The sequence below is a fragment of the Mycobacterium paraintracellulare genome (genome assembly GCF_000276825.1).
Taxonomy (GTDB): domain Bacteria; phylum Actinomycetota; class Actinomycetes; order Mycobacteriales; family Mycobacteriaceae; genus Mycobacterium; species Mycobacterium intracellulare.
Window position 1 is genome coordinate 4,437,985 of the sequence record NC_016948.1, and the last position, 24,573, is coordinate 4,462,557.

22 protein-coding genes are annotated in these 24,573 nt (G+C 69.9%); 11 read left to right on the forward strand and 11 right to left on the reverse strand.

Annotated elements, in window-relative coordinates; all coding sequences use genetic code 11:
* Position 1: 1 nt before the first annotated feature.
* Positions 2 to 892 (reverse strand): glycosyltransferase family 2 protein, encoded by an 891-nt coding sequence (locus tag OCQ_RS20535; protein ID WP_008259824.1) that lies wholly within the window; start codon positions 890 to 892, stop codon positions 2 to 4.
* Positions 885 to 1,772, reverse strand: a complete 888-nt coding sequence (rfbD, locus tag OCQ_RS20540; RefSeq protein WP_014385682.1) for a dTDP-4-dehydrorhamnose reductase — start codon at positions 1,770 to 1,772, stop codon at positions 885 to 887. The genes OCQ_RS20535 and rfbD overlap by 8 nt, the downstream gene beginning before the upstream one ends.
* 125 nt (positions 1,773 to 1,897) lie before the next feature.
* Between rfbD and OCQ_RS20545 the strand changes: the two genes are divergently transcribed.
* The 4 genes from OCQ_RS20545 to ctpC all read left to right on the forward strand — a co-directional run bounded on the left by OCQ_RS20545 (position 1,898) and on the right by ctpC (position 6,707).
* Positions 1,898 to 3,370: an LCP family protein gene (locus OCQ_RS20545; protein WP_036389908.1), complete on the forward strand. Its 1,473-nt coding sequence runs from the start codon at positions 1,898 to 1,900 to the stop codon at positions 3,368 to 3,370.
* Between the two features lie 6 nt (positions 3,371 to 3,376).
* Entirely contained in the window at positions 3,377 to 4,093 is a 717-nt protein-coding gene (locus OCQ_RS20550; RefSeq protein WP_014385683.1) for a TIGR03089 family protein, read from the forward strand.
* Between the two features lie 107 nt (positions 4,094 to 4,200).
* A complete protein-coding gene (locus OCQ_RS20555; protein ID WP_008259830.1) occupies positions 4,201 to 4,482 on the forward strand; it encodes a DUF1490 family protein in 282 nt (93 codons plus the stop codon).
* A gap of 8 nt (positions 4,483 to 4,490) precedes the next feature.
* On the forward strand, positions 4,491 to 6,707 hold the full coding sequence (gene ctpC / locus OCQ_RS20560) for a manganese-exporting P-type ATPase CtpC (protein ID WP_014383193.1): 2,217 nt from the start codon (positions 4,491 to 4,493) through the stop codon (positions 6,705 to 6,707).
* Positions 6,708 to 6,713: 6 nt separating this feature from the next.
* On the opposite strand, the gene OCQ_RS20565 is transcribed toward ctpC, so the two are convergent.
* Complete coding sequence (locus OCQ_RS20565) at positions 6,714 to 7,364, reverse strand: cation transporter (RefSeq protein WP_014385684.1); 651 nt, start codon at positions 7,362 to 7,364, stop codon at positions 6,714 to 6,716.
* A gap of 158 nt (positions 7,365 to 7,522) precedes the next feature.
* Here OCQ_RS20565 and OCQ_RS20570 point away from each other — a divergent pair, with 158 nt between their 5' ends.
* Positions 7,523 to 8,437, forward strand: coding sequence for a class I SAM-dependent methyltransferase (locus OCQ_RS20570; RefSeq protein WP_014385685.1), 915 nt, complete (start codon positions 7,523 to 7,525; stop codon positions 8,435 to 8,437).
* Between the two features lie 15 nt (positions 8,438 to 8,452).
* Entirely contained in the window at positions 8,453 to 9,649 is a 1,197-nt protein-coding gene (locus OCQ_RS20575) for a CaiB/BaiF CoA transferase family protein (protein ID WP_014942813.1), read from the forward strand.
* Positions 9,650 to 9,652: 3 nt separating this feature from the next.
* On the opposite strand, the gene OCQ_RS20580 is transcribed toward OCQ_RS20575, so the two are convergent.
* Together OCQ_RS20580 and pstS (OCQ_RS20585) are read right to left on the reverse strand one after the other, a co-directional pair.
* Complete coding sequence (locus OCQ_RS20580; protein WP_014385687.1) at positions 9,653 to 11,638, reverse strand: serine/threonine-protein kinase PknD; 1,986 nt, start codon at positions 11,636 to 11,638, stop codon at positions 9,653 to 9,655.
* Between the two features lie 15 nt (positions 11,639 to 11,653).
* Complete coding sequence (pstS, locus tag OCQ_RS20585; RefSeq protein ID WP_041785177.1) at positions 11,654 to 12,760, reverse strand: phosphate ABC transporter substrate-binding protein PstS; 1,107 nt, start codon at positions 12,758 to 12,760, stop codon at positions 11,654 to 11,656.
* A 184-nt stretch (positions 12,761 to 12,944) separates the two neighbouring features.
* On the opposite strand from pstS (OCQ_RS20585), the gene OCQ_RS20590 reads away from it, so the two are divergent.
* From OCQ_RS20590 to pstA, 5 genes are all read left to right on the forward strand, one after another.
* Positions 12,945 to 13,739, forward strand: coding sequence for an ATP-binding cassette domain-containing protein (locus OCQ_RS20590; RefSeq protein WP_009953225.1), 795 nt, complete (start codon positions 12,945 to 12,947; stop codon positions 13,737 to 13,739).
* 36 nt (positions 13,740 to 13,775) lie between these two features.
* Complete coding sequence (gene pstS, locus OCQ_RS20595) at positions 13,776 to 14,900, forward strand: phosphate ABC transporter substrate-binding protein PstS (protein ID WP_014385689.1); 1,125 nt, start codon at positions 13,776 to 13,778, stop codon at positions 14,898 to 14,900.
* 68 nt (positions 14,901 to 14,968) lie between these two features.
* Entirely contained in the window at positions 14,969 to 16,081 is a 1,113-nt protein-coding gene (gene pstS / locus OCQ_RS20600; protein ID WP_373306388.1) for a phosphate ABC transporter substrate-binding protein PstS, read from the forward strand.
* A gap of 22 nt (positions 16,082 to 16,103) precedes the next feature.
* Positions 16,104 to 17,129: a phosphate ABC transporter permease subunit PstC gene (pstC, locus tag OCQ_RS20605; protein WP_051019803.1), complete on the forward strand. Its 1,026-nt coding sequence runs from the start codon at positions 16,104 to 16,106 to the stop codon at positions 17,127 to 17,129.
* 1 nt (position 17,130) lies between these two features.
* Positions 17,131 to 17,979 (forward strand): phosphate ABC transporter permease PstA, encoded by an 849-nt coding sequence (gene pstA, locus OCQ_RS20610; protein WP_014385692.1) that lies wholly within the window; start codon positions 17,131 to 17,133, stop codon positions 17,977 to 17,979.
* Positions 17,980 to 18,006: 27 nt separating this feature from the next.
* On the opposite strand, the gene OCQ_RS20615 is transcribed toward pstA, so the two are convergent.
* The 6 genes from OCQ_RS20615 to OCQ_RS20640 all read right to left on the reverse strand — a co-directional run bounded on the left by OCQ_RS20615 (position 18,007) and on the right by OCQ_RS20640 (position 24,526).
* On the reverse strand, positions 18,007 to 18,447 hold the full coding sequence (locus tag OCQ_RS20615; RefSeq protein ID WP_009953231.1) for a response regulator: 441 nt from the start codon (positions 18,445 to 18,447) through the stop codon (positions 18,007 to 18,009).
* Positions 18,444 to 20,045, reverse strand: coding sequence for a sensor histidine kinase (locus tag OCQ_RS20620; RefSeq protein WP_014385693.1), 1,602 nt, complete (start codon positions 20,043 to 20,045; stop codon positions 18,444 to 18,446). The genes OCQ_RS20615 and OCQ_RS20620 overlap by 4 nt, the downstream gene beginning before the upstream one ends.
* Positions 20,042 to 21,187: a PP2C family protein-serine/threonine phosphatase gene (locus OCQ_RS20625; protein WP_014380982.1), complete on the reverse strand. Its 1,146-nt coding sequence runs from the start codon at positions 21,185 to 21,187 to the stop codon at positions 20,042 to 20,044. The genes OCQ_RS20620 and OCQ_RS20625 overlap by 4 nt, the downstream gene beginning before the upstream one ends.
* A gap of 247 nt (positions 21,188 to 21,434) precedes the next feature.
* The gene (locus OCQ_RS20630) at positions 21,435 to 22,604 is read right to left on the reverse strand and encodes an acyl-CoA dehydrogenase (RefSeq protein ID WP_009953234.1); all 1,170 of its coding nucleotides are present in this window, start codon (positions 22,602 to 22,604) and stop codon (positions 21,435 to 21,437) included.
* Between the two features lie 83 nt (positions 22,605 to 22,687).
* Positions 22,688 to 23,203, reverse strand: a complete 516-nt coding sequence (gene purE, locus OCQ_RS20635; protein ID WP_026071222.1) for a 5-(carboxyamino)imidazole ribonucleotide mutase — start codon at positions 23,201 to 23,203, stop codon at positions 22,688 to 22,690.
* 27 nt (positions 23,204 to 23,230) lie between these two features.
* Positions 23,231 to 24,526, reverse strand: coding sequence for a 5-(carboxyamino)imidazole ribonucleotide synthase (locus tag OCQ_RS20640; protein WP_083863051.1), 1,296 nt, complete (start codon positions 24,524 to 24,526; stop codon positions 23,231 to 23,233).
* Between the last annotated feature and the right edge of the window lie 47 nt (positions 24,527 to 24,573).

Consider the following 24,573-nt stretch of genomic DNA (forward strand, 5'->3'; position numbering starts at 1 on the left):
CTCAGTGTCGCCCTTCTACCAGTTTCGCCCGGCCCGACGCGCGCACCGCGCTGCGCACCATCAGGCGGGAACGTACCGCCAACGAGGCGCGCAGCGCCCAGCGCAGCGGCGCGCGCAACCAACCGGCATGCCGGTCGGCCAGAAACATATACGTGCTCTTGTGATGGGCGGCGAGGTGGCTGGCCGGGTCCCCGCCCGTGGAGTGGCCCTTGTGGTGCAGGACTTCCGCCGACGGCACGTAGACGGACAGCCAGCCCGCCTTGCCGAGCCGGTCGCCGAGGTCGACGTCCTCCATATACATGAAGTAGCGCTCGTCGAACCCGCCGATCTGGCCGAACGCCGACCGCCGCACCAGCAGGCACGACCCCGACAGCCAGCCCACCGGGCGCTCGCTGGGCTCCAGCCGCTCCTGGCGGTACGCCGCCGACCACGGGTTGGTTTTCCAGAACGGCCCGACGACCGCGTGCATGCCGCCGCGGATCAGGCTGGGCAGGTGCCGCGCCGACGGATACACCGAGCCGTCGGGATCGCGGACCAGCGGGCCCAGCGCACCGGCGCGCGGCCAGCGCGATGCGGCGTCCAGCAGGGCGTCGATGCTGCCCGGTCCCCACTGCACGTCCGGGTTGGCCACGATCACCCACTCGTCGTCGCGGTCCAGCTGCGCGACGGCGCGATTCACCGCGGTGCCGTAGCCGAGGTTGGCTCCGGTGTGAAACAGCCGCACGTTGGGATAGCGATCGACCGCCGCCTGCGGGGTGCCGTCGGTGGAGCCGTTGTCGGCCAGCAGCACGCACACCTCCCGCTCCGTGGCCAGCGACAGCGAGGCCAGGAAGCGCTCCAGATGCGGGCCCGGCGAGTAGGTCACCGTCACGACCGGCAGCACGTCAGTCACGCGTAGAGGGTAACGGTCGATCGGCCGCGGCCAGGGCCGCGACAAGCGCGGGGCGCCAGGGCCGCAGCGGCCGCAGCCCGGCCGCCGCGGACTGGCCACCCGACAGCGCGGAGTAGGCCGGTCGCGGCGCCGGCCGGGGAAAGCGGTCGGTGCCGACCGGACGCACCCGCGCCGGGTCGGCGCCGCACTCCTCGAAGACGGCGCGGGCCTGCTCGAACCGCGAGACCGCGCCCTCGTTGGCGGCGTGCAGGATCGGGCCGGGCACGCGGTCGTCGACGATCTGCAGCAGCGCGGCGGCCAGGTCGCCGACGTAGGTCGGCGAGCCGATCTGGTCGTCGACCACGTCCACCGGGCCGTCCCCGGCGGCCAGCCGGCGCATGACGGCGACGAAGTCCTTGCCGGCGCCGCCGGTGTAGACCCAGGCGGTGCGGACGACGACCGCCTCGGGCAGCGCGGCCAGGACGGCCTGCTCCCCCGCGGCCTTGCTGCGGGCGTACACGCCCTGCGGCGCGGTCTGATCGCTGGGCTCGTACGGCCGCGGTGCGGCGCCGCCGAAATCGCCGTTGAAGACGTAGTCGGTGGAGACGTGGATCAACTGGGCGCCGGCCCGCGCGCAGGCCCGCGCGATGTGCCCGGGACCGGCCTCGTTGACCGCGAAGGCGCCCGCCTCGTCGGTCTCGGCGCCATCGACGTCTGTGTAGGCCGCGCAGTTGATCACCACGTCACCGCGCTGCACGATCCGTTCGGCGGCCGCGGGGTCGGTGATGTCCCACTGCGACGACGAATGCGCCAGGACCTCCCGGCCCTGATCCGCCGCCAGCGAGCTCAAATAGCCGCCCAGCTGCCCACCGGCGCCGGCGATCACGATCCTGCCTGACATGGTTCGAGTTTGGCATGGCCCGGCGAAGCCCAGAAAAGCGCGGGGCCCAAGAAATCGCGGGGTAGCGCGGGCCACGCCGCGATCGGCTACCCGTGAAGCTCGTGTGTCGCAAGTAATGTAGTGGGATGCCTGTGCAACGTGTGGTTCGTGTGATTGCCACCGTGCTGACGCTCGCGGTCGTCGTCGGCACCGGGATCGCGTGGAGCAATGTCCGGTCCTTCGAAGACGGCATCTTTCACATGTCGGCGCCCTCGCTGGGCAAGGGCGGCGACGACGGCGCGATCGACATCCTGTTGGTCGGCCTCGACAGCCGCACCGACGCGCACGGCAACCCGCTGTCCCAAGAGGAACTGGACACGCTGCGGGCCGGCGACGAGGAAGCCACCAACACCGACACGATCATCCTGATCCGGATCCCCAACAACGGGAAGTCGGCAACCGCGATCTCGATCCCGCGCGACTCCTACGTCGCCGCCCCCGGCCTGGGCAAGACGAAGATCAACGGCGTCTACGGCCAGACCCGGGAGGCCAAGCGCGCCAGCCTGGTCCGCGCCGGCGACGCCGCGGCGGACGCGGCCGCCCAGGGCACCGAGGCCGGCCGCGAGGCGCTGATCAAGACCGTCGCCGACCTGACCGGCGTCACCGTCGACCACTACGCCGAGATCGGCCTGCTCGGCTTCTCGCTGATCACCGAGGCCCTCGGCGGCGTCGACGTCTGCCTCAAAGAGCCGGTGTTCGAGCCCCTTTCGGGTGCCGACTTCCCGGCGGGCCCGCAACGGCTCAGCGGCCCCGAAGCCCTCAGCTTCGTGCGCCAGCGCCACGAACTGCCGCGCGGCGACCTGGACCGGGTGGTGCGCCAGCAGGTGGTGATGGCCTCGCTGGCCCACCGGGTCATCTCCGGCAAGACGCTGTCCAGCCCCACCACGGTGCGGCGCCTGGAAGCCGCCGTGCAGCGTTCGGTGGTGATCTCGGCCGGGTGGGACGTGATGGATTTCGTGCAGCAGATGCAGAAGCTGGCCGGCGGCAACGTCGCGTTCGCCACCATCCCGGTGCTCGACGGCGCCGGCTGGAGCGACGACGGCATGCAGAGCGTGGTGCGGGTGGACCCGCACCAGGTGGCCGACTGGGTGAACGGACTCCTGCACGAGCAGGAGGAGGGCAAGACCGAGGAGATCGCCTACACGCCCGCGAAGACCACCGCCAGCGTCGTCAACGACACCGACATCAACGGGCTGGCCGCGGCCGTGTCAGACGTGTTGAGCGCCAAGGGTTTTGCCACGGGCACGGTGGGCAACAACGACGGCGGGCACGTCAAGGCCAGCCAGGTCCGCGCCGCCAAGAGCGACGACATGGGGGCCAAGGAGGTCTCCAAGGAATTGGGTGGGCTGCCGGTGATCGCCGACGCCTCGCTGGCGCCGGGCGCGGTGCGGGTGGTGCTGGCCAACGACTACAGCGGCCCGGGCTCGGGCCTGTCGGGCACCGAGACGATCATGCCCGCGCGGGTGTCCACCGCCGGCGCGGTGGCCACCAACCCCAACGTCCCCCCGCCGTCGCCGATCCTGACCGCCGGCTCCGACAAACCGGAGTGCATAAACTAACGACCCGTGCAGCAACCGAGCACGCTGAGCGGGGCCATCCTCGATCCGATGTTGCGGGCCGACCCGGTCGGCCCGCGGATCACCTACTACGACGACGCGACCGGCGAGCGCATCGAGTTGTCCGGGGTGACGCTGGCCAACTGGGCCGCCAAGACCGGCAACCTGTTGCGCGACGAACTGGGGGCCGGGCCGGCCAGTCGCGTCGCGATCCTGCTGCCCGCGCACTGGCAGACGGCCGCGGTGCTGTTCGGGGTGTGGTGGATCGGCGCCGAGGCGGTGCTGGCGGGGCCGGCCGACCTGGCGCTCTGCACCACCGAGCGCCTTGACGAAGCCGACGACGCGGTGGCCGGGGGCGAGGTCGCGGTGCTGTCGCTGGACGCGTTCGGCCGCCCGGCACCCGACCTGCCGATCGGTGTGACCGACTACGCCACCGCGGTGCGGGTGCACGGCGACCAGATCGTTCCCGAACCGCGCCCGGGGCCCGCGCTGGGTGGCCGCTCGGTCGACGACGTGCTGGCGGATTGTCAAACATCCGCGGCGGCAAGGGGTTTGACGTCGAGCGACCGCGTGCTGTCCGGCAAGCCGTGGACCGAACCCGCCGAGCTGGTGGACAACCTGCTGGCGATCATGGCCGTCGGCGCCTCGCTGGTGCAGGTGGCCAACGCCGATCCGGACGCGCAGTCGCGCCGCATCGAGACCGAAAAGGTCACCCGGGTGCTCTGAGGCGGCGCCACCCGCCCCGGCACGATTCATATTGATATCGCAATATTTCGATGTTAACGTCGAGCGAGCACGGGCTGAACACGCGGACGACGAGGAAGGTTGCGGCAATGGCGGTGTACGGGCTCTTGGCGAAGGCGGCGGGGACGGTCGTCACCGGGCTGGTCGGCGTGACGGCCTACGAGGTGGTGCGCAAGGCCGTGGCCAAGGCGCCGCTGCACGAGACCGCGGTGAAGGGCGCCGAGCTCGGTCTGCGCGGCACCCGCAGGGCCGAGGAGGCCGCCGAGTCGGCGCGCCTGCGCCTCGCCGACGTCATGGCCGAGGCCCGCGAGCGCATCGGCGAGGAGGCGCCCACGCCGTCGATCGCAGAACCCCACGACCACGAGCACTGATCGCCGCTATGGACCTCGCCCTAGTCCCCGACGTTGACGACGAGGTGCGGGCGAAAGACCCCGCGCTGCAGGTGATTTCCGACGCCGCCGGACGTATGCGGGTCGCGGTCGCCTGGGTGCGCGCCGATTCGCGGCGCGCCGTGGCGGTCGAGGAGGCCGTCGCCAAGTGCGAGGGCGTGCGCGTGGTGCACGCCTACCCGCGCACCGGGTCGGTGGTCGTCTGGTATTCGCCGCGGCGCTGCGACCGCTCCTCGGTGCTGGCGGCCATCGGCGACGCGGCGCACGTCGCCGCCGAACTGATCCCGGCGCGCGCGCCGCACTCCACCGAGATCCGCAACGCCGACGTGCTGCGCATGGTGATCGGCGGCGCGGCGCTGGCGCTGCTCGGGATGCGCCGCTACGTGTTCGCGCGGCCGCCGCTGCTCGGCCCCAGCGGCCGGCTGTTCGCCACCGGTGTCACCGTCTTCACCGGCTACCCCTTCCTGCGCGGCGCGCTGCGCTCGCTGCGCTCCGGCAAGGCCGGGACCGACGCGCTGGTCTCCGCGGCGACCGTGGCGAGCCTGGTGCTGCGGGAGAACGTGGTCGCGCTGACGGTGCTATGGCTGCTCAACATCGGTGAGTACCTGCAGGATCTGACGCTGCGACGGACCCGTCGGGCCATCTCGGAGTTGCTGCGCGGCAACCAGGACACGGCGTGGCTGCGGCTCGACGACGGCCCCACCCCGCGCGAGGTCCAGGTGCCGATCGACACCGTGCAGATCGGCGACGAGGTCGTGGTGCACGACCACGTCGCGATCCCGGTCGACGGCGAGGTGGTCGACGGCGAGGCCGTCGTCAACCAGTCCGCGATCACCGGGGAGAACCTGCCGGTCAGCATCGTGGCCGGCGCGCACGTGCACGCAGGTTCGGTGGTGGTGCGCGGACGCCTGGTGGTGAGGGCCAGCGCGGTCGGCAACCAGACCACCATCGGGCGCATCATCGCCCGGGTCGAAGAGGCGCAACACGACCGGGCGCCGATTCAGACCGTCGGCGAAAACTTCTCCCGCCGTTTCGTTCCCACCTCGTTCATCGTCTCGGCCATCACGCTGGCGATCACCGGTGACGTCCGCCGGGCGATGACGATGCTGCTGATCGCCTGCCCGTGCGCGGTGGGTTTGGCCACCCCGACGGCGATCAGCGCGGCGATCGGCAACGGCGCGCGCCGCGGCATCCTGATCAAGGGCGGTTCGCACCTCGAGCAGGCCGGCCAGGTGGACGCGATCGTGTTCGACAAGACCGGCACGCTCACCGTCGGACGCCCGGTGGTCACCAACATCATTGCGCTGCACAAGGACTGGCAGCCCGAACAGGTGCTGGCCTACGCGGCCAGCTCGGAGATCCACTCGCGGCACCCGCTGGCCGAGGCGGTGATCCGCTCCACCGAGGAACGCCACATCACCATCCCGCCGCACGAGGAGTGCGAGGTGCTGGTCGGGCTGGGCATGCGGACCTGGGCCGACGGCCGGACCCTGCTGCTGGGCAGCCCCGGGCTGCTGCGCTCCGAAAAGGTCAGGGTGTCCAAGAAGGCGTCGGAATGGGTGGACAGGCTGCGCCGCCAGGCCGAGACGCCGCTGCTGCTGGCCGTCGACGGCACGCTGGTGGGTTTGATCAGCCTGCGCGACGAGGTGCGGCCGGAGGCCGCCGACGTGCTGAAGAAGCTGCGCGCCAACGGTATTCGCCGGGTGGTCATGCTCACCGGGGATCACCCGGACATCGCCGAGGTGGTGGCGCGCGAACTCGGGATCGACGAGTGGCACGCCGAGGTGATGCCGGAGGACAAGCTCGCGGCGGTGCGCGAGCTGCAGGACGAGGGCTTCATCGTCGGGATGGTCGGCGACGGCATCAACGACGCGCCCGCGCTCGCGGCCGCCGACATCGGCATCGCGATGGGGCTGGCCGGAACCGACGTCGCCGTGGAGACCGCCGACGTGGCCCTGGCCAACGACGACCTGCATCGCCTGCTCGACGTGCGGGACCTCGGGGCCCGCGCCGTCGACGTCATCCGCGAGAACTACGGCATGTCCATCGCCGTCAACGCCGCCGGGCTGATCATCGGGGCGGGCGGCGCGCTGTCCCCGGTGCTGGCCGCGATCCTGCACAACGCGTCGTCGGTGGCGGTGGTGGCCAACAGCTCCCGGCTGATCAGATACCGGTTGGATGCGCCGCGCAACGGCAGCGGCAACTGACCCGGCTCAGCAGCCGCACTGCTCGCCGCGCCAGGCGCGCACGCCCTGCCACACGGCGACACCGGCGATCGCGAGCCCCACGGCGGGGTCGATCCACCAGGCGCTCGACCACAGCGCCGTCGCCGCGAGGCCGATCAGCACCCCGGCCGCCTGGGCGCCGCACAGGTAGTTCTGAATCCCCTCGGCCTCGGTGGCGCCCGAGCCCAGCCGCGCGCCCAAGCGGTGGTTCGCCCGGCCCAGCACCGGCATGAGCAGCAGGGCCAGGGCGGTCAGGGCGATGCCGATCATCGACGTCTCGGCGCGGTGTTCGCCGACCAGCTCGCGGATGGATTCGGCGGCGATGTACGGGGCGGTGAGCCAGAACGACACCGCGACGCCGCGTTGTGCGCGCCGCTCGGCGCTCGGGGAAAAGGTGCGCGCGCCGCTGAACCGCCACACCACCATCGCGCTGGCCAGCGCCTCCGACGCCCCGCCGAGGGCCCAGCCGGTCAGGGCGATGGAGCCGACCGAGAGCCCCTGCCACAGCCCGACGGCGCCCTCGACGAGCACCACGGCCAGGCTGATCCACGCCAGCCGGCGCGCCCACGCGGCGCCGCGCCGCCAGCCGGCGTCGTGCGCGGCGGTGCATTCCTGCGTCAGGGCGGCCGATGTGGTCATTGGGCCAGGTTAGCGAGCGCGCGGCGGGGCCGGGGTCGCAACACCCGGCCGTGATCGATCTGTGTCGCGCCGCCGGCACGGCGGGGCCCGGCCCGCCGGCCGCCGCCCGGCGTTGGTAGTTATTGTGGCTAACCAGTAGACCCGAAGGGATTTCCGCGATGGCGCGCACCGACGACGACACCTGGGACCTGGCGACCAGCGTGGGCGCGACCGCCACCATGGTGGCCGCGGGACGGGCCCGGGCCACCCGGGACGGCCTGATCGACGACCGGTTCGCCGAGCCGCTGGTCCGCGCGGTGGGCGTCGACTTCATGACCCGGTGGGCGGCCGGTGAACTCGACTCCGCCGACGTCGACGAGCCCGGTGCCGCGTGGGGCATGCAGCGCATGACCGACATGATGGCCGCCCGCACCCGCTACATCGACGCGTTCTTCGCCGAGGCGGGCGCGGCCGGCATCGGTCAGGTGGTCATCCTCGCCTCCGGCCTGGATGCGCGCGCCTACCGGTTGCCCTGGCCCGCGGGCACCACGGTGTTCGAGATCGACCAGCCGCAGGTGCTCGAGTTCAAGGCCGCCACCATCGCCGACCTCGGCGCCGAGCCGACCGCCGAGGTGCGCAACGTCCCGGTCGACCTGCGCCACGACTGGCCGTCGGCGCTGCGCCAGGCCGGCTTCGACGCCGGGCGACCCGCCGCCTGGGCCGCCGAGGGGCTGATCGGCTTCCTGCCGCCGGAAGCCCAGGATCGGTTGCTGGACAACATCACCGACCTGTCCGCCGACGGCAGCCAGTTGGTTGCCGAGGTGTTCGCGAACACAGGCACCAGCGGGGACGCGCTGAACGCGGCGAGCGAAAAGTGGCGGCAGGGCGGCCTCGACATCGCGCTGGGCGACCTGGGCTTCCCCGGGCCGCGCAACGACGTGGCGACCTACCTGCAGCAGAAGGGCTGGCAGCCGGTGCGCACGCCGCTGAATCAGCTGCTGGCCAACACCGGGCTCCCGCTGCAATCGACCGACCCCGAGGCGCCCTTCGCCCAGAACTACTACTGCACCGCGGTGCGCAGCGCGGCGCGTTGAGGAAGGCAGGCACCAGTGCCAAACAGCAAGCCACCCAAGCCACTTGACGGATTTCGGGTGCTCGACTTCACCCAGAACATCGCCGGGCCGATGGCCGGCCAGGTGCTGGCCGACCTGGGGGCCGAGGTCATCAAGGTCGAGGCGCCCGTCGGCGAGGCGGCCCGCCACATCACCGCGGTGCTGCCCGGCCGCCCGCCGCTGGCCACCCTGTTCCTCCCCCACAACCGCGGCAAGAAGTCGGTGATGGCGGACCTGCGCGACGACGAGGCCAAGCAGCAGATCATGCGGCTGGTCGACACCGCAGACGTTGTGCTGGAAGGGTTTCGGCCCGGGGTGATGGAACGCATGGGACTGGGACCCGACGAGCTGCAATCCCGCAACCCCAAACTCATCTACGCGCGCCTCTCGGCCTACGGCGGCAACGGCCCGGAGGGCAGCCGGCCCGGCGTGGACCTGATGGTCGCCGCCGAGTCCGGCATGACCACCGGGATGCCCACGCCCACCGGCAAACCCCAGATCATCCCGTTCCAGCTCGTCGACGCCGCCAGCGGACACGTGCTGGCGCAGGCGGTGCTGGCCGCGCTGCTCAACCGCGAGCGCCACGGCGTGGCCGACGTCGTGCGGGTCGCCATGTACGACGTCGCGGTCAGCCTGCAGGCCAGCCAGCTGACCATCCACCTGAACAAGCCCAACGCGGAACCCAAGCCGTCCGACTCAACGCCAAAGCCCAAGCGGCGCAAGGGTGTCGGGTTCGCCACCCAGCCGTCGGACGCCTTCAAGGCGGCCGACGGATACCTGGTGATCAGCGCGTACGTGCCCAAGCACTGGGACAAGCTGTGCGAGATCATCGGCCGCCCCGACATGCGCGACGACGAGCGGTTCATCGACCAGCGCGCCCGGGCGCTCAACTATCCGGAACTCACCGAGGAACTCGAGAAGGCGCTGGCCGCCAAGACCGCCGACGAATGGGTCCGGCTGCTGCAGGACGGCGGCCTGATGGCCTGCCACGCCTATACCTGGAAGCAGGTGGTCGGCACCGCGCTGTTCGCGGAGAACGAGCTCGCCCTGCCGGTCGGTGAGGGTGAGGACGCGGTCACGGTGATCCGCACCCCGGCACGCTATTCCAGCTTCGACGCCGACGCCACCGACCCTCCCCCGGCCCTCGGGCAGCACACCGAGGAGTATCTGGGCGCACCGCAACCCGCGTCGTGAGCCTCAGGGCGTCAGCTTGACCACCCGGTCGTTGCCGCGGTCGGCGATATAGACGCTTCGTTCCTTGTCGACCGCCACCGCCAAGGGCGTGTTGAGCCCGTCGAACGGCAGGACGGTCGGCGTGTTCGAGCCCGCCGGGAACTTCAGCACGTCGCTCTTGTCGTGTTCGGTGACGTAGACGGTGCCGCTGTTGTCCACCGCGATGCCCCACGGCACGGAGACGTTCTGAAATGGCAACTCCGCCTGGGTATTCGAATTGGCGTCGAGCTTGACGATCCTGTTGTTGTCGGTGTCGGCGACGTACACGGTGCCCGCGGCGTCGACGGCGACACCGTCGGGATTCATCAGTCCGTTGAACGGCAACTCGGTCTGGGTCTTGGATCCCGCCGCCAGCTTCACCACCCTGCTGTTGCCGCGGTCGGCGACGTACACCGCGCCCTGGCTGTCGACCGCGACGCCCTCGGGGTAGCTCAGACCGGAAAACGGCAGCACCTTCTGGTCGTTGGAGCCCGCGGCCAGGCTGACCACCCGGTTGTTGAAATCGGCGACGTACACCGTGCCGGCGCCGTCGACGGCCAGACCCTGCGGCTGGTAGAGCCCGTGGAACGGCAGCACCGTCGTGGCGTTCGAACCGGCCGTCAGCTTCACCACGCGCCCGTACATGCCCTCGCTGGTGACGTAGACGTCGCCGGCGCTGTCCAGCGCCACCCCGCCCGGGGACAGGCGGAAGTCAATCCCGTTGAAGGGCAACACACTTTGACCGGACGCCTCCTGTGCCGGCCCCGAGGACCGCGTGGACAGGTAACCGGCGACCGCCACGATGAACGCGACGAGGGCGACGAGCGCGATGGCGCCGACGATGATCCACTGCTTTCGCTTGCTGTCGATCGGCACGGCGGGACTCCTGAAGTCCGGCCCGGACCCGTAGGTGTGGCCGAACGTCGTTGGGGCGGGACGGATCAGCGAGGGGTGATGGCCGGAGCGCTCGGACCAGCCGGTGCCGCCGGGCCTCGGGGCCACCGGACCGGCCATGGTCTCGGCGGCGGGCCAGGACTGCGGCTCGCGCTCCGGGCGCTGGGCCGACGCCTCCGCACGCTGGACCGCGTCCTCCCCTTCGCGCAGGATTGTGGTCGCCTTGCGCTGCTCGGACGTGGTCAGCGCGTCATGCGCGGCGGCGGCGAATTCGCCCGCGGTGCGATAGCGCTCCTCGGGACGTTTGGCCATGCCCTTGGCGATCACCTGATCCAGGGCGGGCGGAAACGCCCCGGGGCGCAGTTGGCTGGGCGACGGGGGTGCCTTCGTCAGGTGCGCGGCGACCAGCCGTTCGATCGTGTCGGCCCGATACGGCGGCGAGCCGGTCAGGCACTCACTCAAAACGCATGCGAGCGAATAGATGTCGGCGCTGTGGGTGACGGTGTCGTCGGTGAAGCGTTCCGGCGCCATGTAGTAATACGTGCCGATCGCGGTCCCGAACTGGGTCAACCCCGGATCGGTTGCGGCCCGGGCGATTCCGAAATCCGCCAGGTACGCGAAGTCGCTGCCGGTGATCAGGATGTTGCCCGGTGTGACGTCGCGGTGCGTCACCCCGATGGCGTGCGCCGCGTCCAGGGCGGCCGCGACCTGGCTGATGATCGCGATCGCCCGCGGCGCGGCCAGCGGCCCGTCCCGGCGCAACAGCGTGCCCAGATCGACGCCGTCGACGAGGCGCATGTCCACATAGAAACGCCCGTCGATCTCGCCGTAGTCGTGGATCGGCACCACATGCGGTTCGGTCAGCCGTCCGGCGATATCGGCCTCGCGCTGCAGGCGCGCACGGAACTCCGAGTTGCCGGAGAACTGTTGTGAGATCAGTTTCAGGGCCACCATGCGGTGCTTGCGGGTGTCCTCGGCCTCGTACACCTCGCCCATGCCGCCCTGGCGCAGCAGGCGCACCAGCCGATAGGGCCCGAACCAGGACCCGGCCCGCGAGGCCGGTCCGCTATCGCTCACCGTCGAGTCTCCATGTCACGAAATCGCATTGACCGCACCCGACAGCTTCGCCGTGAACGAGCTGGGCAGCGGGATGGAACCGTACTGGTCCAGCCCCTCCTGGCCCGGCCCGATCGCGGCCTGCATGAACGCCTTCACCGCCTTGCCCGTCGCCGCGTCCGGGTACTTCGAACAGACGATTTCATAGGTCGCCAGCACGATCGGGTACGCGCCGGACTGTGTCGGCTTGTAGAACGACGAGGTGTCCAGCACCAGGTCGTTGCCCTGCCCCTTGAAGGTCGCCCCAGCGATCGTCTTCTCGACGGTGTCCTTGGTGATCGGCACCGCGTCCGGGCCCGCCGACGTGATGATCGACGCCATGTTCAGCTGCTTGCCCACCGCGAACGACCACTCGTTGTAGGTGATCGACCCCTCGGTGTTCTGCAGCAGCGCGGACGTGCCGTTGTTCCCGCTGGCGCCCTGCCCGACGCCGCCGTTGAACACCTCGCTGTCGCCCTTGCCCCAGGCGCCGTCCGACGCGCCGTCGAGGTACTTCTGGAAGTTGGCGGTGGTGCCGGATTTGTCGCTGCGGAAGATGACCGTGATGGGCGTCGACGGAAGGTTGAGGCCCGAGTTGATCGCCTTCAGCGCCGGATCGTCCCACTTGGTGATGGTTCCGTTGAAGATCTTCGCCACGGTGGGCCCGTCCAGTTTCAGCCCGCTCACCCCGGTCAGGTGATAGGTGACCGCGATCGGTCCGAACACCGTGGGCAGATCCCAGGCCTGCGAACCGCACCGCTGCGCCGCCCGGTCATTTTGACCGGTGGACGGGTCCAGCGGGACATCGGAACCGGCGAGATCCGTTTGGTTGTTCAGGAATTCGGTCACGCCGGCGCCGGAGCCGTTGGCGTCGTAATCGAGCGTGTAACCCGGGCAGGCCCGAACGTAGGCGTAGACGAACTGCTCGATGGCGTTTTGCTGCGCGGTCGAGCCGCTGTCTTTGAGGACCTTCTTACCGCCGCAGTCCACCGACGCCTGCTTGCCGCTCGATCCCGACGACGAGTTGTTGTCGCCGCATCCCGCCAGCGCCAGGGCGACGGCGGCCACCACGCTCAGGGCGACACCAGATCGAGCGAACCTCACGAAACTCCTTCGATCGTCAACAAAAGTTAACCAATCGCGAATATACAAACCCTTGACAAAGAATAAGAGGTTAATGGCCGGTGACCGCGTGCCGGACGCAAACACGTAGCATCGGTTGTCAATGCGTCGCGAACAACAGTTACCGGCCGCAGTTGCGGCTCCTGTCGCCGATGGTGGCCAGCTCATGCGGGCCGTCGACCTCACTTTGGGGTTCGGCCCCAAAACGGTCCTCGAGCAGGTCAGCCTCGACTTCCCCGCCCGTTCCGTCACCACCCTGCTGGGGCCGACCGGCTCGGGCAAGACCACCTTCCTGCGCACCCTGAACCGGATGAACGACAAGGTCTCCGGATTCCGGCACAGCGGTGACGTCCTGTTGGGCGGGCGCACCATCTTCGCCGACCGCGACCTGATGGAGTTTCGCCGCAGCGTGGGCATGCTGTTCCAGCGTCCCAACCCGTTCCCGATGTCGATCATGGACAACGTGGTGGCCGGCGTGCGCGCGCACAAAATGGCGCCGCGCAAGCAATTCAAAACTGTCGCCGAGGCCCGGCTCACCGAGGTCGGCCTCTGGGACGCGGTCAAGGATCGCCTCGGGGATTCGCCGTTCCGGCTCTCCGGTGGCCAGCAGCAGTTGTTGTGCCTGGCCCGCGCGCTCGCGGTCAACCCGGACGTGCTGTTGCTCGACGAGCCCACCTCGTCGCTGGACCCGACCACCACCGAGAAGATCGAGGGACTCATCCGCTCCCTCGCCGACCGGCTGACCGTGATCATGGTCACCCACGATCTCGCGCAGGCCGCCCGCACCGGCGACCGGACCGCCTTCTTTTTCGAGGGCAGGCTGGTCGAGGAGGGGCCGACCAAGCAGTTGTTCCTGTCGCCGCAGCACGAGGAGACCGTCCGCTACTTCGCGCCTTTCCGGCCGGCACAGGGCTCGGATCGGGGGTCCTCGCAGACGGCCGGTGTCGCGGAAAGCCAATAGCGGGAAAGGGTCTCGCCGGGAAGAGGAAGCGGGGACGTGAAGAGTCGTCTGGGTACGCTGCTGGGTCTGGTGGCCATCGCGCCGCCGGTCCTCGGGATCGCGGCTTGCGGTGCGCACGCGACGCGGGGGGCGCCGAGCACCGGGCCGGCCGCCGGCAGCGTCGCCACCGCCCCGGCGACGTCCACGATCGAGCTCTCCGAGACCGGCAGCACGCTGCTCTACCCGCTGTTCAGCGAGTGGGGCGCCGCCTACCGCGCCAAGCACCCGAACGTCACCGTCACCACCCAGGGCAGCGGCTCGGGCGCCGGGATCTCCCAGGCCGCCGCCGGGGCGGTCGTCATCGGCGCCTCCGACGCCTACCTGTCCGCGGGCGACATGGCCGCGCACAAGGGGCTGATGAACATCGCGCTGGCCATCTCGGCGCAGCAGGTCAACTACAACCTGCCCGGGGTGCATCAGCACCTCAAGCTCAACGGCAAGGTGCTGGCCGGCATGTACCGGGGCACGATCAAAACCTGGAACGACCCGCAGATCGCCGGCATCAACCCCGGCCTGCAGCTCCCCGCGATCCCGGTGGTGCCGCTGCACCGCTCCGACGGGTCCGGCAGCACGTTTCAGTTCACCCAGTACCTGTCCAAGCAGGACCCCGACGGCTGGGGCCGCTCGCCCGGGTTCGGCACCACCGTCTCCTTCCCGGCCGTGGGCGAAGCGCTGGGCGAGAACGGCGACGGCGCCATGGTGACCGGCTGCGCCGCGAACCCGGGGTGTGTGGCCTACACCAGCATCGGCTCGCTCGACGAGGCCGACCAGCACGGCCTCGGCGAGGCCAAGCTGGGCAACGCCTCCGGCAAATACCTGCTGCCCAACGCCAAGAGCATTCAGGCCGCGGCCGCCGGCGTCGCCTCGAAAACCCCGGCGAACCAGGCGATTTCGCTGATCAACGGCCCGGCCACGGATGGGTACCCGATCGTCAACTACGAGTACGCGATCGTCAACGCGGACCAGCGCGACGACGCCACCGCCCAAACGCTGCAGGCGTTCCTGCACTGGGCGATCACCGAGGGCAACGGCCCGTCGTTTCTGGACAAGGTTCACTTCCAGCCGCTGCCGGCCGAGGTGGTGACGCTGTCGGACGCCCAGATCGCCAAGATCGGCGGATGAGCGCAGAAAAGCAAAGGGACGCAAGGGACCTAAAGGAAAGAGAAAGGGAGAAGGCCGTGAAAGTTCGTATGAGTAGGTTGCTGGCGATGGCCGCGACCGCGCCCCTGGTTTTCGCCGCGGCTGCGTGTGGTTCGAACTCGCAGACCGGTGCGCCGAGTCAGGGCGGCGGCGGCCCGGTCGCGACGACGCCGGCGTCATCGCCGGTGACGTTGTCGGAGACGGGCAGCACGCTGCTGTACCCGCTGTTCAACCTGTGGGGCCCCGCCTATCACGACAAGTACTCGAACGTCACGATCACCACCCAGGGCACCGGCTCCGGGACCGGGATCTCCCAGGCCGCGGCCGGGGCGGTCGAGATCGGCGCCTCCGACGCCTACCTGTCCGAGGGCGACATGGCCGCGCACAAGGGACTGATGAACATCGCGCTGGCCATTTCCGCGCAGCAGGTCAACTACAACCTGCCCGGTGTCACCGAACACATCAAGCTCAACGGCAAGGTGCTGGCCGGCATGTACAACGGCTCCGTCAAGACCTGGAACGACCCGCAGATCGCCGGGCTGAACCCCGGCGTGAATCTGCCTGCCACACCGGTGGTTCCGCTGCACCGCTCCGACGGCTCCGGTGACACCTTCCTGTTCACCCAGTACCTGTCCAAGCAGGACCCCGACGGCTGGGGCAAATCGCCCGGCTTCGGCACCACCGTCGCCTTCCCGACGGTGCCCGGCGCGCTCGGGGAGAACGGCAACGGCGGCATGGTGACCGGCTGCGCGGACACCCCGGGCTGCGTGGCCTACATCGGCATCAGCTTCCTCGACCAAGCGCAGGGCAAGGGGCTCGGCGAGGCGCAGCTGGCCAACGCCTCCGACAAGTACCTGCTGCCCGACGCCAAGAGCATTCAGGCCGCGGCCGCCGGATTCGCCTCGAAAACCCCGGCGAACCAAGCGATCTCGCTGATCAACGGCCCGGCGCCGGACGGCTATCCGATCGTCAACTACGAGTACGCCATCGTCAACAGCGGTCAGAAGGACGCCGCCACCGCCCAGACCCTGCAGGCCTTCCTGCACTGGGCGATCAGCGACGGCAACAACGCCTCGTTCCTGGACAAGGTGCACTTCCAGCCGCTGCCGGCCGACGTGGCGAAGCTGTCGGACGCCCAGATCGCCAAGATCAGCGGCCAGTAGGGGTTTGGTGACCGACATCGCGATGGGCGGCGCGCGGGCGCGGATCCGCGGCGCGCGCCGCCCGGGCCTGGCCATCCGTTCCCTGGGTGCGGCGGGCGCGGTGGTTCCGCTGCTCGCGCTCGTGTTCGTGCTCGCGACCCTGCTTCTCGAGGCGCTGCCCGCGATCAGGGTCAACGGGCTGCACTTTTTCACCGCCACCGAGTGGAACCCCGGCAACACCTACGGGGACGCCGTCGTCACCCGCGGCGTCCGGCATCCCGTCGGCGCCTACTATGGGGCGCTGCCGCTGATCGTGGGCACCCTGGCGACCTCGGCGATCGCCCTGGTCATCGCGGTGCCGGTGTCGATCGGGGCGGCGCTGGTGATCGTGGAGCGGTTGCCGAAGCGTCTCGCGTCGGCCATCGGGATGGTGCTCGAATTGCTCGCCGGCATCCCCAGCGTCATCGTCGGCCTTTGGGGCGCAATGACATTCGGGCCGTTCATCGCCCACTACGTGGCCCCGGTGATCGCCCGCAACGCGCCCGACGTGCCGGTGCTCAGCTACTTGCGCGGCAACACCGGTAACGGGGAGGGCCTGTTGGTGTCCGGGCTGGTGCTGGCGGTGATGGTCATTCCCATCATCGCCAGCACCACCCGCGACCTGATCCGCCAGGTGCCGGTGCTGCCCCGCGAGGGCGCGGTCGCGCTGGGGATGACCGACTGGGAGTGCGCGCGGCGGGTCACCCTGCCGTGGGTGTCGAGCGGCATCGTCGGAGCGGTGGTGCTCGGGCTCGGCCGCGCGTTGGGAGAGACGATGGCCGTCGCCATGGTGTCGGGTGCGGTGTTGGGCGCGATACCCGCCAACATCTACGCGACGATGACCACCATCGCGGCCACCGTTGTGTCGCAGCTGGATTCGGCGATGACGGACTTCACCGACTTCGCCGTGAAGACCCTCGCCGAGGTGTCCCTGGTGTTGATGGTGATCACGTTGCTCACGAACGTCGCGGCCCGCACGATGGTGCGCCGGGTGTCGGGCACGGCGCTGCCGGTGGGACGGGGTGTCTGACATGGTCGGTACCCGACGCAAGATCGTCAACGCGCTGTTCTGGATCGGCTGCGTGTGCTGCCTGGCGGTGGTGGTCGTGCCGACGCTGTGGATGCTGGTCGAGGTCGTCGGGCGCGCCCTGCCGGTCTTCAAATGGAGCGTGCTCACCGAGAACACCCGCGGCAACGGCGGCGGGCTGCGCAACGCCATCATCGGCACCGTGGTCATCGGCGTCGGCGTCATGCTGGTCGGGGGCACCGTCAGCGTGCTGACCGGGATCTATCTCTCCGAATTCGCCGGCGGCAGAACGCGTTCCATCCTGCGCGGCGCCTACGAGATCCTGTCCGGCATCCCGTCGATCGTGCTCGGCTACGTCGGCTACCTGGCCCTGGTGGTGAAATTCCACTGGGGCTTCTCCCTGGCGGCCGGGGTGCTGACGCTCTCGGCGATGAGCATTCCGTACATCGCCAAGGCCACCGAGTCCGCGCTGGCGCAGGTGCCCACGGCCTACCGGGAGGGGGCCGAAGCGCTCGGGTTGCCGCTCGGCTGGACCCTGCGCAAGATCGTGCTCAAGTCGGCGATCCCCGGCATCGTCACCGGGCTGCTGGTGGCGCTCGCGCTGGCGGTGGGCGAGACGGCGCCGATGCTGTACACGGCGGGCTGGTCGAACTCGGCCCCGACCGGCAAGCTCACCGACTCACCGGTGGGCTACCTGACCTACCCGATCTGGACGTTCTACAACCTGCCGTCGAAGGCGGCCCGCGACCTGTCCTACGATGCCGCGTTCCTGCTGATCGTGTTCGTGTTCCTGCTGATCATCCTCGGGCGGATGATCACCTGGTTCGCGCGGCGGCACTCGGAATCCGGGTAGCCCGATTCGGTTGCGCCTCAGCCTCGTTCAGGCGGTCGGCAGCCGCACCACCTGAACGAAGAACTCGTCGATCTGCCGGACCGCCTTCATGAACTGGTCCAGGTCGACGGGTTTGGTGACGTAGGCGTTGGCGTGCAGCTTGTAGCTCTTGAGGATGTCCTCCTCGGCCGAGGAGGTGGTCAGCACGACGACCGGGATCTGGGCCAGCTCGGGGTCGGACTTGATCTTCTCCAAAAGCTGGCGGCCGTCGTATTTGGGCAGGTTCAAATCCAGCAGGATCAGGTCGGGCCGCGGCGCGTCGGCGAACTCGCCGCGCCGGTACAGGTAGTTGAGTCCCTCCTCCCCGTCGTGCGCGACGTGCAGCCGGTTCTTGAGTTTGTTGTGCTCGAACGCTTCTCGCGTGATCAGCTCGTCCCCCGGGTCGTCTTCGACCAGCAGGATGTCGATCGCTCTTCCTTCGGGTGTCACTGATGCGCTCCTTCCAAAGCGACTGAGTCCTCTTCCTCGACGCGCCCGGGCATGGGCAACGTGAATTCGAATCGCGTCCCCTCGGTGTAGGACGTGTCGATCCGCACGGTGCCGCCGTGGTGCTCGACGATCTTCTTGACCAACGCGAGACCCACGCCGGTTCCCGCGTACACCTCCCGGCCGTGCAGCCGCTGGAAGATGACGAAGACCTTGTCGGAGAATTCCTCCGGAATGCCGATGCCGTTGTCCGACACGCTGAACAACCATTCGCCGTCGTGGGTGCCCTCGCCGGGTGCGCATTCGATGACGACGCGGGGCGGGCGATCCTTGTGCCGGAACTTGATCGCGTTGCCGATCAGGTTCTGCCACAGCATCGTCAGCAGCGTCGGATCCCCCACGATCTCCGGCAGCGGCTCCGTCGGGCGCACGATCTGGGCTTCGGTCTCCTCGATCGCGACGGCCAGGTTGGCCAGGCCGGCGTCGAGCGTCGCGTCGAGCTGCACCTCGGTCTCCGTGGTGCCCAGCCGGCCGACCCGGGAGAAGGTGAGCAGGTCGTTGATCAGCGCCTGCATGCGTTTGGCGCCGTCGACCGCGAACCCGATGTATTCGATGCCGCGTTCGTCGAGCTTGTCGGCGTACCGTTTCTCGAGCAGCTGACAGAAGGAGGCCACCTTGCGCAGCGGCTCCTGCAGATCGTGCGAGGCGACATAGGCGAACTGCTCGAGTTCGGTGTTGGACCGGCGCAATTCGGCGGTCTGCTCATCGAGCAGGGTTTGGGCCGAACGGGACACGTCGAGCTCTTCGACCATGCGCTTGCGCATATTCTCGACGTCGATGGCCATGTTGCGAATGTCCTTGGGCCGCTTGGGCGCCGAGATCACTTCGTCGAAGTTGCCCTGGGTGATCCGGCGGCAGGCCGCGGCCAGGCTCGCGATCGGCCGGGTGATCGCCGCGCGACTCAGCAACCCCAACAGCGCGGCCGCGCCCAAAACGATCAGCACCATCGCGCCCAGCACCCAGTCGCGCCAGCCGTTGATGTCGTTGAGCTCGTCGACGGCGCTGGCCGCCGCGTCGGCCAGGTGCGTGTTCTGCGTGTCGAAAAGCACTCGCAGACGGTCGAATTTGGCTTTGCCGAGGTCGGCCATCGAGGTGCTGACGACGCTGGGAACCTTGGGGGTCACGGCCGCGATGACGGGTTCGGCGTAGCTGGTGCGCCAGTCCGCGGCGGCGGTTTCGACCGCCTCCAGGTCGGCGATCAGCTCCGCGCGCCCGCCGACCAGCCGGCGAATCTCGTCGGCGGCGGCCCGTTCGGCGCGTTGCCCGTCGTAATACGGCGCGAGGAACTGCCGGTCGGCGGTGATCAGGTAACCGCGCACGCCCGTTTCCTGGTCCCGCAGGGCCGCCTGCAAATGGGTCGCGGCGACGCGCGCCGGCTGGATGTCCTCGCCCACCTGGCGCGACACCTGGTCGGTGCGGTCCAGTAGCACCCCGCCGACGACCGCGCCGAGGAGCACCGTCGCACCCATGATCCACAGGACGAGGGCCAGCCACCCCCGCACGGTGAGCTGCGCGAGCCGAAGCGGAGCCGGTGCCGTCACGTGGTGGTCCTCTCGATGCGGAGCACGGCGATGTCGTCGGTGAGGCCGCCGCGCGGCTCGGCGAGTTCCTGGGCGCCGTCGATGAGGGCGTCGACGAATGCCGGGCCGGGTCGGTTGGCGTGCGAGCGGGCAAGCTCGAGCAGGCCGTCCTCGCCGAGCCGCTCGGTCCCCTGCCCCGAATAGCCTTCGTAGAGACCGTCGGTCAGCAACAGCAGGCCGTGGCCGGCGGGCACCTCCAGCTCGTGGCGCGGCCAGCCGTCGGCGCGCAGGCCCAGCGCCGGGCCGCCCGGCGGCTCCACCCACTGGACCGCGCCGCCGCCCTGCAGCAACATCCCCGGATGCCCGGCGCGGATGACGCTGACCTCCGGGCGCTCCGGGCAGATCTCGAGGCTGAGCACGGTCGCGAAGATGCCGGTGCCGGTGCGTTCCGAATACAGCACCCGCTCGAGCTGGCGCATCAGGTCGACGCCGTGCACGCCGGCGAAGGTGAGCGTGCGAAACGCGATCCGCAGCGCCGCGCCCAGGGCCGCCTCGTGCGGGCCGTGCCCGGCGACGTCGCCGATCAGGACGTGCACGATCCGGTCGGGCGTCTGGACGACGTCGTAGAAGTCGCCACAGAGCAAAGCGCCTTCGCGGCTGGGGCGGTAGCGGGCGACGATGTCGACGCCCGGGTCGTCCAGCAGCAGCGGGGAGGGCAGCAGTCCGCGTTCCAGCAGCGCGTTCTCCCGGGCCCGCAGCTGGGTCGCGTGCAGGTCGGCGGCGATCAGCTCGGCGCGCTTGCGCTCGATCGCGTACAGCAGCGCGCGACGCAGCATTTCCGGCTCGACGCGGCCCTTGACCAGGTAGTCCTGGGCGCCGGCGGCGACTGCCGACGCCCCGAAATACTCGTCGTTGAGCCCGGTCAGCACGACGATCGGCACGGTGGCGTCCAGCTTGGCCACGCGGTCCAACGCGTCGATCCCGCTGGCGTCGGGCAGGTGCAGATCCAGCAGCACGCAATCGGGGCGGGCGGATTCCAGCTCGCGTTCGGCGTCCGCCATCGACTTGGCCCACACCACCCGGATGTCGGCGGCCGCGTCGGAGATCAGGTCTTCCACGAGCACCGCGTCGGCGCGGTCGTCCTCGACCAAGAGCAACGACAAGGATTGCCAACTCGCCGTCGGCGTGACCGGAGCACGTGCCGGAATCAATTCCCGGCCATCTGTGGACGGGTGTGGGAAGTCACGTTCTGCACTTGCAGACCCCCTGGCCGCGATAAGACCCTTGCTCGTTGGCGGTGGTCGGACGGGATTGCCGGTGCCTGTTTACCGACCGTCGGCTTGGACTTCACGCGCCGTGGAGATCCTATGCGGTGCGGGCGGGGTTTTCCCAACGGACCCGCGGAACGAATCAGCGCAGCAGCGCCCGCGACATCACCACGCGCTGAATCTGATTGGTGCCCTCGTAGATCTGGGTGATCTTGGCGTCACGCATCATCCGCTCGACGGGGAAATCGACGGTGTAGCCGGCGCCGCCGAAGAGCTGCACCGCGTCCGTGGTGACCTCCATCGCGACGTCGGACGCCAGGCACTTCGACGCCGCCGAGATGAAGCCCAGGTGCGATTCGCCGCGCTCGGCGCGGGCGGCGGCGTGGTACACCATCAGCCGGGCGGACTCCACCTTCATCGCCATGTCGGCGAGCATGAACTGCACGCCCTGGTTGTCGCTGACCGGGCGGCCGAACTGCTTGCGGTCCTTGGTGTAGGCGATGGCCGCGTCCAGCGCGCCCTGGGCGATGCCGACCGCCTGCGCGCCGATGGTGGGCCGGGTGTGGTCCAGCGTCGCCAGCGCCGTCTTGAACCCGGTGCCCGGCTCGCCGATGATCCGGTCGCCGGGGATCCGGCAGTTCTCGAAGTACAGCTCGGTGGTCGGCGAACCCTTGATACCCAGCTTCTTTTCCTTGGGCCCGACGCTGAATCCCTCGTCGTCCTTGTGCACCATGAACGACGAAATCCCATTGGCGCCCTTGTCCGGATCGGTCACCGCCATCACCGTGTACCAGCTGGACTTGCCGCCGTTGGTGATCCAGCATTTGGCGCCGTTGAGGATCCAGTCGTCCCCGTCGGCCTTGGCCCGGGTCCGCATCGATCCGGCGTCGCTGCCGGCCTCGCGCTCGGACAGCGCGTAGGACGCCATCGCCGAGCCGTCCGCGATCGAGGGCAGCACCTGCTTTTTCAGCTCGTCGGAGCCGCGCAGGATCAGCCCCATCGTCCCGAGCTTGTTGACCGCGGGAATCAGTGACGCCGAGGCGTCGACGCGGGCGACCTCTTCGATGACGATGCACGCGGCCACCGAGTCGGCGCCCTGCCCGCCGTACTCCTCGGGCACGTGCACGGCGTTGAAGCCCGACGCGTTCAGGGCCTCCAGCGCCTCCTGCGGGAAGCGCGAGTTCTCGTCGACGTCGGCGGCGTGCGGGGCGATTTCCTTTTCCGCCAGCGCGCGGATCGCCGCCCGCAATTCGGTGTGTTCCTCGGGCAACTGGAACAGATCAAAGGTGGGATTTCCGGCCCATCCAGCCATCTCGAGCCTCCTACGCTCTCCTGTGGCGCCCTGCCGAACCGCCCGACTCCTGCGCGGGCGCGGCGCGCCTCGTCGCCAAGCTACTAGTCGGTAACTTTACCCCGGCGCTGCTGCAGCGCCTCATCCTTGGCCCGCACGGTCTCGGCCAGCTGCTGCTGGAAGTCGACGATCCGGGCACGCAGCGCCGGGTCCGACGATCCGAGGATGCGCACGGCGAGCAGGCCGGCGTTGCGGGCGCCGCCGATGGAGACCGTGGCCACCGGGACACCGGCGGGCATCTGCACGATCGACAGCAACGAGTCCAGGCCGTCGAGCCGCGCGAGCGGCACCGGCACGCCGATCACCGGCAGCGGCGTCGCGGACGCGACCATGCCGGGCAGGTGCGCCGCCCCGCCGGCGCCGGCGATGATCACCTCGATGCCGCGCCCGGCCGCGTCGCGGGCGTAGTCGAACATCACCTGCGGGGTGCGGTGCGCCGAGACGACCCGGACCTCGGCCGGCACGTCGAACTCGGCCAGCGCCGCCGCGGCGTCCTGCATCACCGACCAGTCGCTGTCGCTGCCCATGATCACGCCGACGCGAGCCTCCTGCTCACTCATGGTCATGGTCATTTGCGCCGCTCCTCCTCATCGACTGCGCTCCGCATCGTCGCCGGCGTGTGGATCCCATCCGTCCGTCCACTGCCCGTGTGACAACCAGTGTGCCGCCAGGTGGGCGCGTTCCCGCAGCTTCGCCACGCTTTCGCGGGCCGGGTCCAGGCCGACGAAGTTGATGTGGCCGACCTTGCGGCCGGGGCGCTCCTGCTTGCCGTACAGGTGCACCCGCGCGTCGGGCATCCGCGCGAACAGGTGGTGCAGCCGCTCGTCGACGCTCATCTGCGGGGGCGTCGCGGCGCCCAGCACGTTGGCCATCACGGTCACCGGCGCCAGCGCGTCGGTGTCGCCGAGCGGGTAGTCGAGCACCGCGCGCAGATGCTGCTCGAACTGGCTGGTGCGCGACCCGTCCATGGTCCAGTGCCCCGAGTTGTGCGGCCGCATCGCCAGCTCGTTGACGAGCAGCGACCCGTCACCGGTCTCGAACAGCTCGACCGCGAGCACGCCGACCACCCCGAGTTCGCCGGCGAGCCGCAACGCCAGCCGCTGCGCCTCGGCGGAGACGTCGCCGGGCAGGTCCGGCGCGGGGGCGATCACCTGCACGCAGATCCCGTCGCGCTGCACGGTCTCGACGACCGGCCACGCCGCCCCCTGCCCGAACGGCGACCGGGCCACCAGCGCGGAGAGCTCGCGGCGCAGGTTCACCTGCTCCTCGGCCATCACCGGCACGCCGTCGGCCAGGAAGGCGGCCGCGATCTCGCGGGCGTGCACCGGGTCGCGGGCCATCCGCACCCCACGCCCGTCGTAACCGCCGCGGATCGCCTTGACCACCACGGGCCCGGCGATCCCCCGCGCGAACTCGTCGAGTTCGTCGACGCTGCGGATCTCGGCGTAGCGGGGCACCGGCACGCCGAGGGCCTCCAACCGCCGCCGCATCACGAGCTTGTCCTGCGCGTGCACCAGCGCCTGCGGCGGTGGCGCCACGTTGATGCCCTCGGCGACGAGCTTGTCCAGCAGTTCGGTCGGCACGTGCTCGTGGTCGAACGTCAGCACGTCGGCACCCTCGGCCACCCGGCGCAGGTCCTCGAGATCGGTGTGCGAACCGATCACCACGTCGGGGGCGACCAGCGCGGCCGATTCGTCGGCGTCGGTGGCCAGCACCCGCAGCGTCTGCCCCAGGGCGATCGCCGCCTGGTGGGTCATCCGGGCGAGCTGACCGCCTCCGACCATCGCGACCACGGGGATGACCCGGGGAACGGCTCGGGCGGCCGGGGGGCGCGTTTCGAGGGGGGCTGCGCCCGGGGGGCGTGTACTCGGCACGGCCATCATCGTGTCACGGCCGCGCACACCGCCGCCAAGGCGTGTGACCGGCGCTG

Excerpts from the sequence above, each read along its gene's own strand:
- rfbD (WP_014385682.1), bottom strand. The coding sequence starts at position 1,772 with ATGTCAGGCAGGATCGTGATCGCCGGCGCCGGTGGGCAGCTGGGCGGC.
- OCQ_RS20545 (WP_036389908.1), top strand. The coding sequence starts at position 1,898 with ATGCCTGTGCAACGTGTGGTTCGTGTGATTGCCACCGTGCTGACGCTC.
- OCQ_RS20555 (WP_008259830.1), top strand. The coding sequence starts at position 4,201 with ATGGCGGTGTACGGGCTCTTGGCGAAGGCGGCGGGGACGGTCGTCACC.
- ctpC (WP_014383193.1), top strand. The coding sequence starts at position 4,491 with ATGGACCTCGCCCTAGTCCCCGACGTTGACGACGAGGTGCGGGCGAAA.
- OCQ_RS20565 (WP_014385684.1), bottom strand. The coding sequence starts at position 7,364 with ATGACCACATCGGCCGCCCTGACGCAGGAATGCACCGCCGCGCACGAC.
- OCQ_RS20570 (WP_014385685.1), top strand. The coding sequence starts at position 7,523 with ATGGCGCGCACCGACGACGACACCTGGGACCTGGCGACCAGCGTGGGC.
- OCQ_RS20590 (WP_009953225.1), top strand. The coding sequence starts at position 12,945 with ATGCGGGCCGTCGACCTCACTTTGGGGTTCGGCCCCAAAACGGTCCTC.
- pstS (WP_373306388.1), top strand. The coding sequence starts at position 14,969 with ATGAGTAGGTTGCTGGCGATGGCCGCGACCGCGCCCCTGGTTTTCGCC.
- pstC (WP_051019803.1), top strand. The coding sequence starts at position 16,104 with ATGGGCGGCGCGCGGGCGCGGATCCGCGGCGCGCGCCGCCCGGGCCTG.
- pstA (WP_014385692.1), top strand. The coding sequence starts at position 17,131 with ATGGTCGGTACCCGACGCAAGATCGTCAACGCGCTGTTCTGGATCGGC.
- OCQ_RS20630 (WP_009953234.1), bottom strand. The coding sequence starts at position 22,604 with ATGGCTGGATGGGCCGGAAATCCCACCTTTGATCTGTTCCAGTTGCCC.
- purE (WP_026071222.1), bottom strand. The coding sequence starts at position 23,203 with ATGAGTGAGCAGGAGGCTCGCGTCGGCGTGATCATGGGCAGCGACAGC.
- OCQ_RS20640 (WP_083863051.1), bottom strand. The coding sequence starts at position 24,526 with ATGATGGCCGTGCCGAGTACACGCCCCCCGGGCGCAGCCCCCCTCGAA.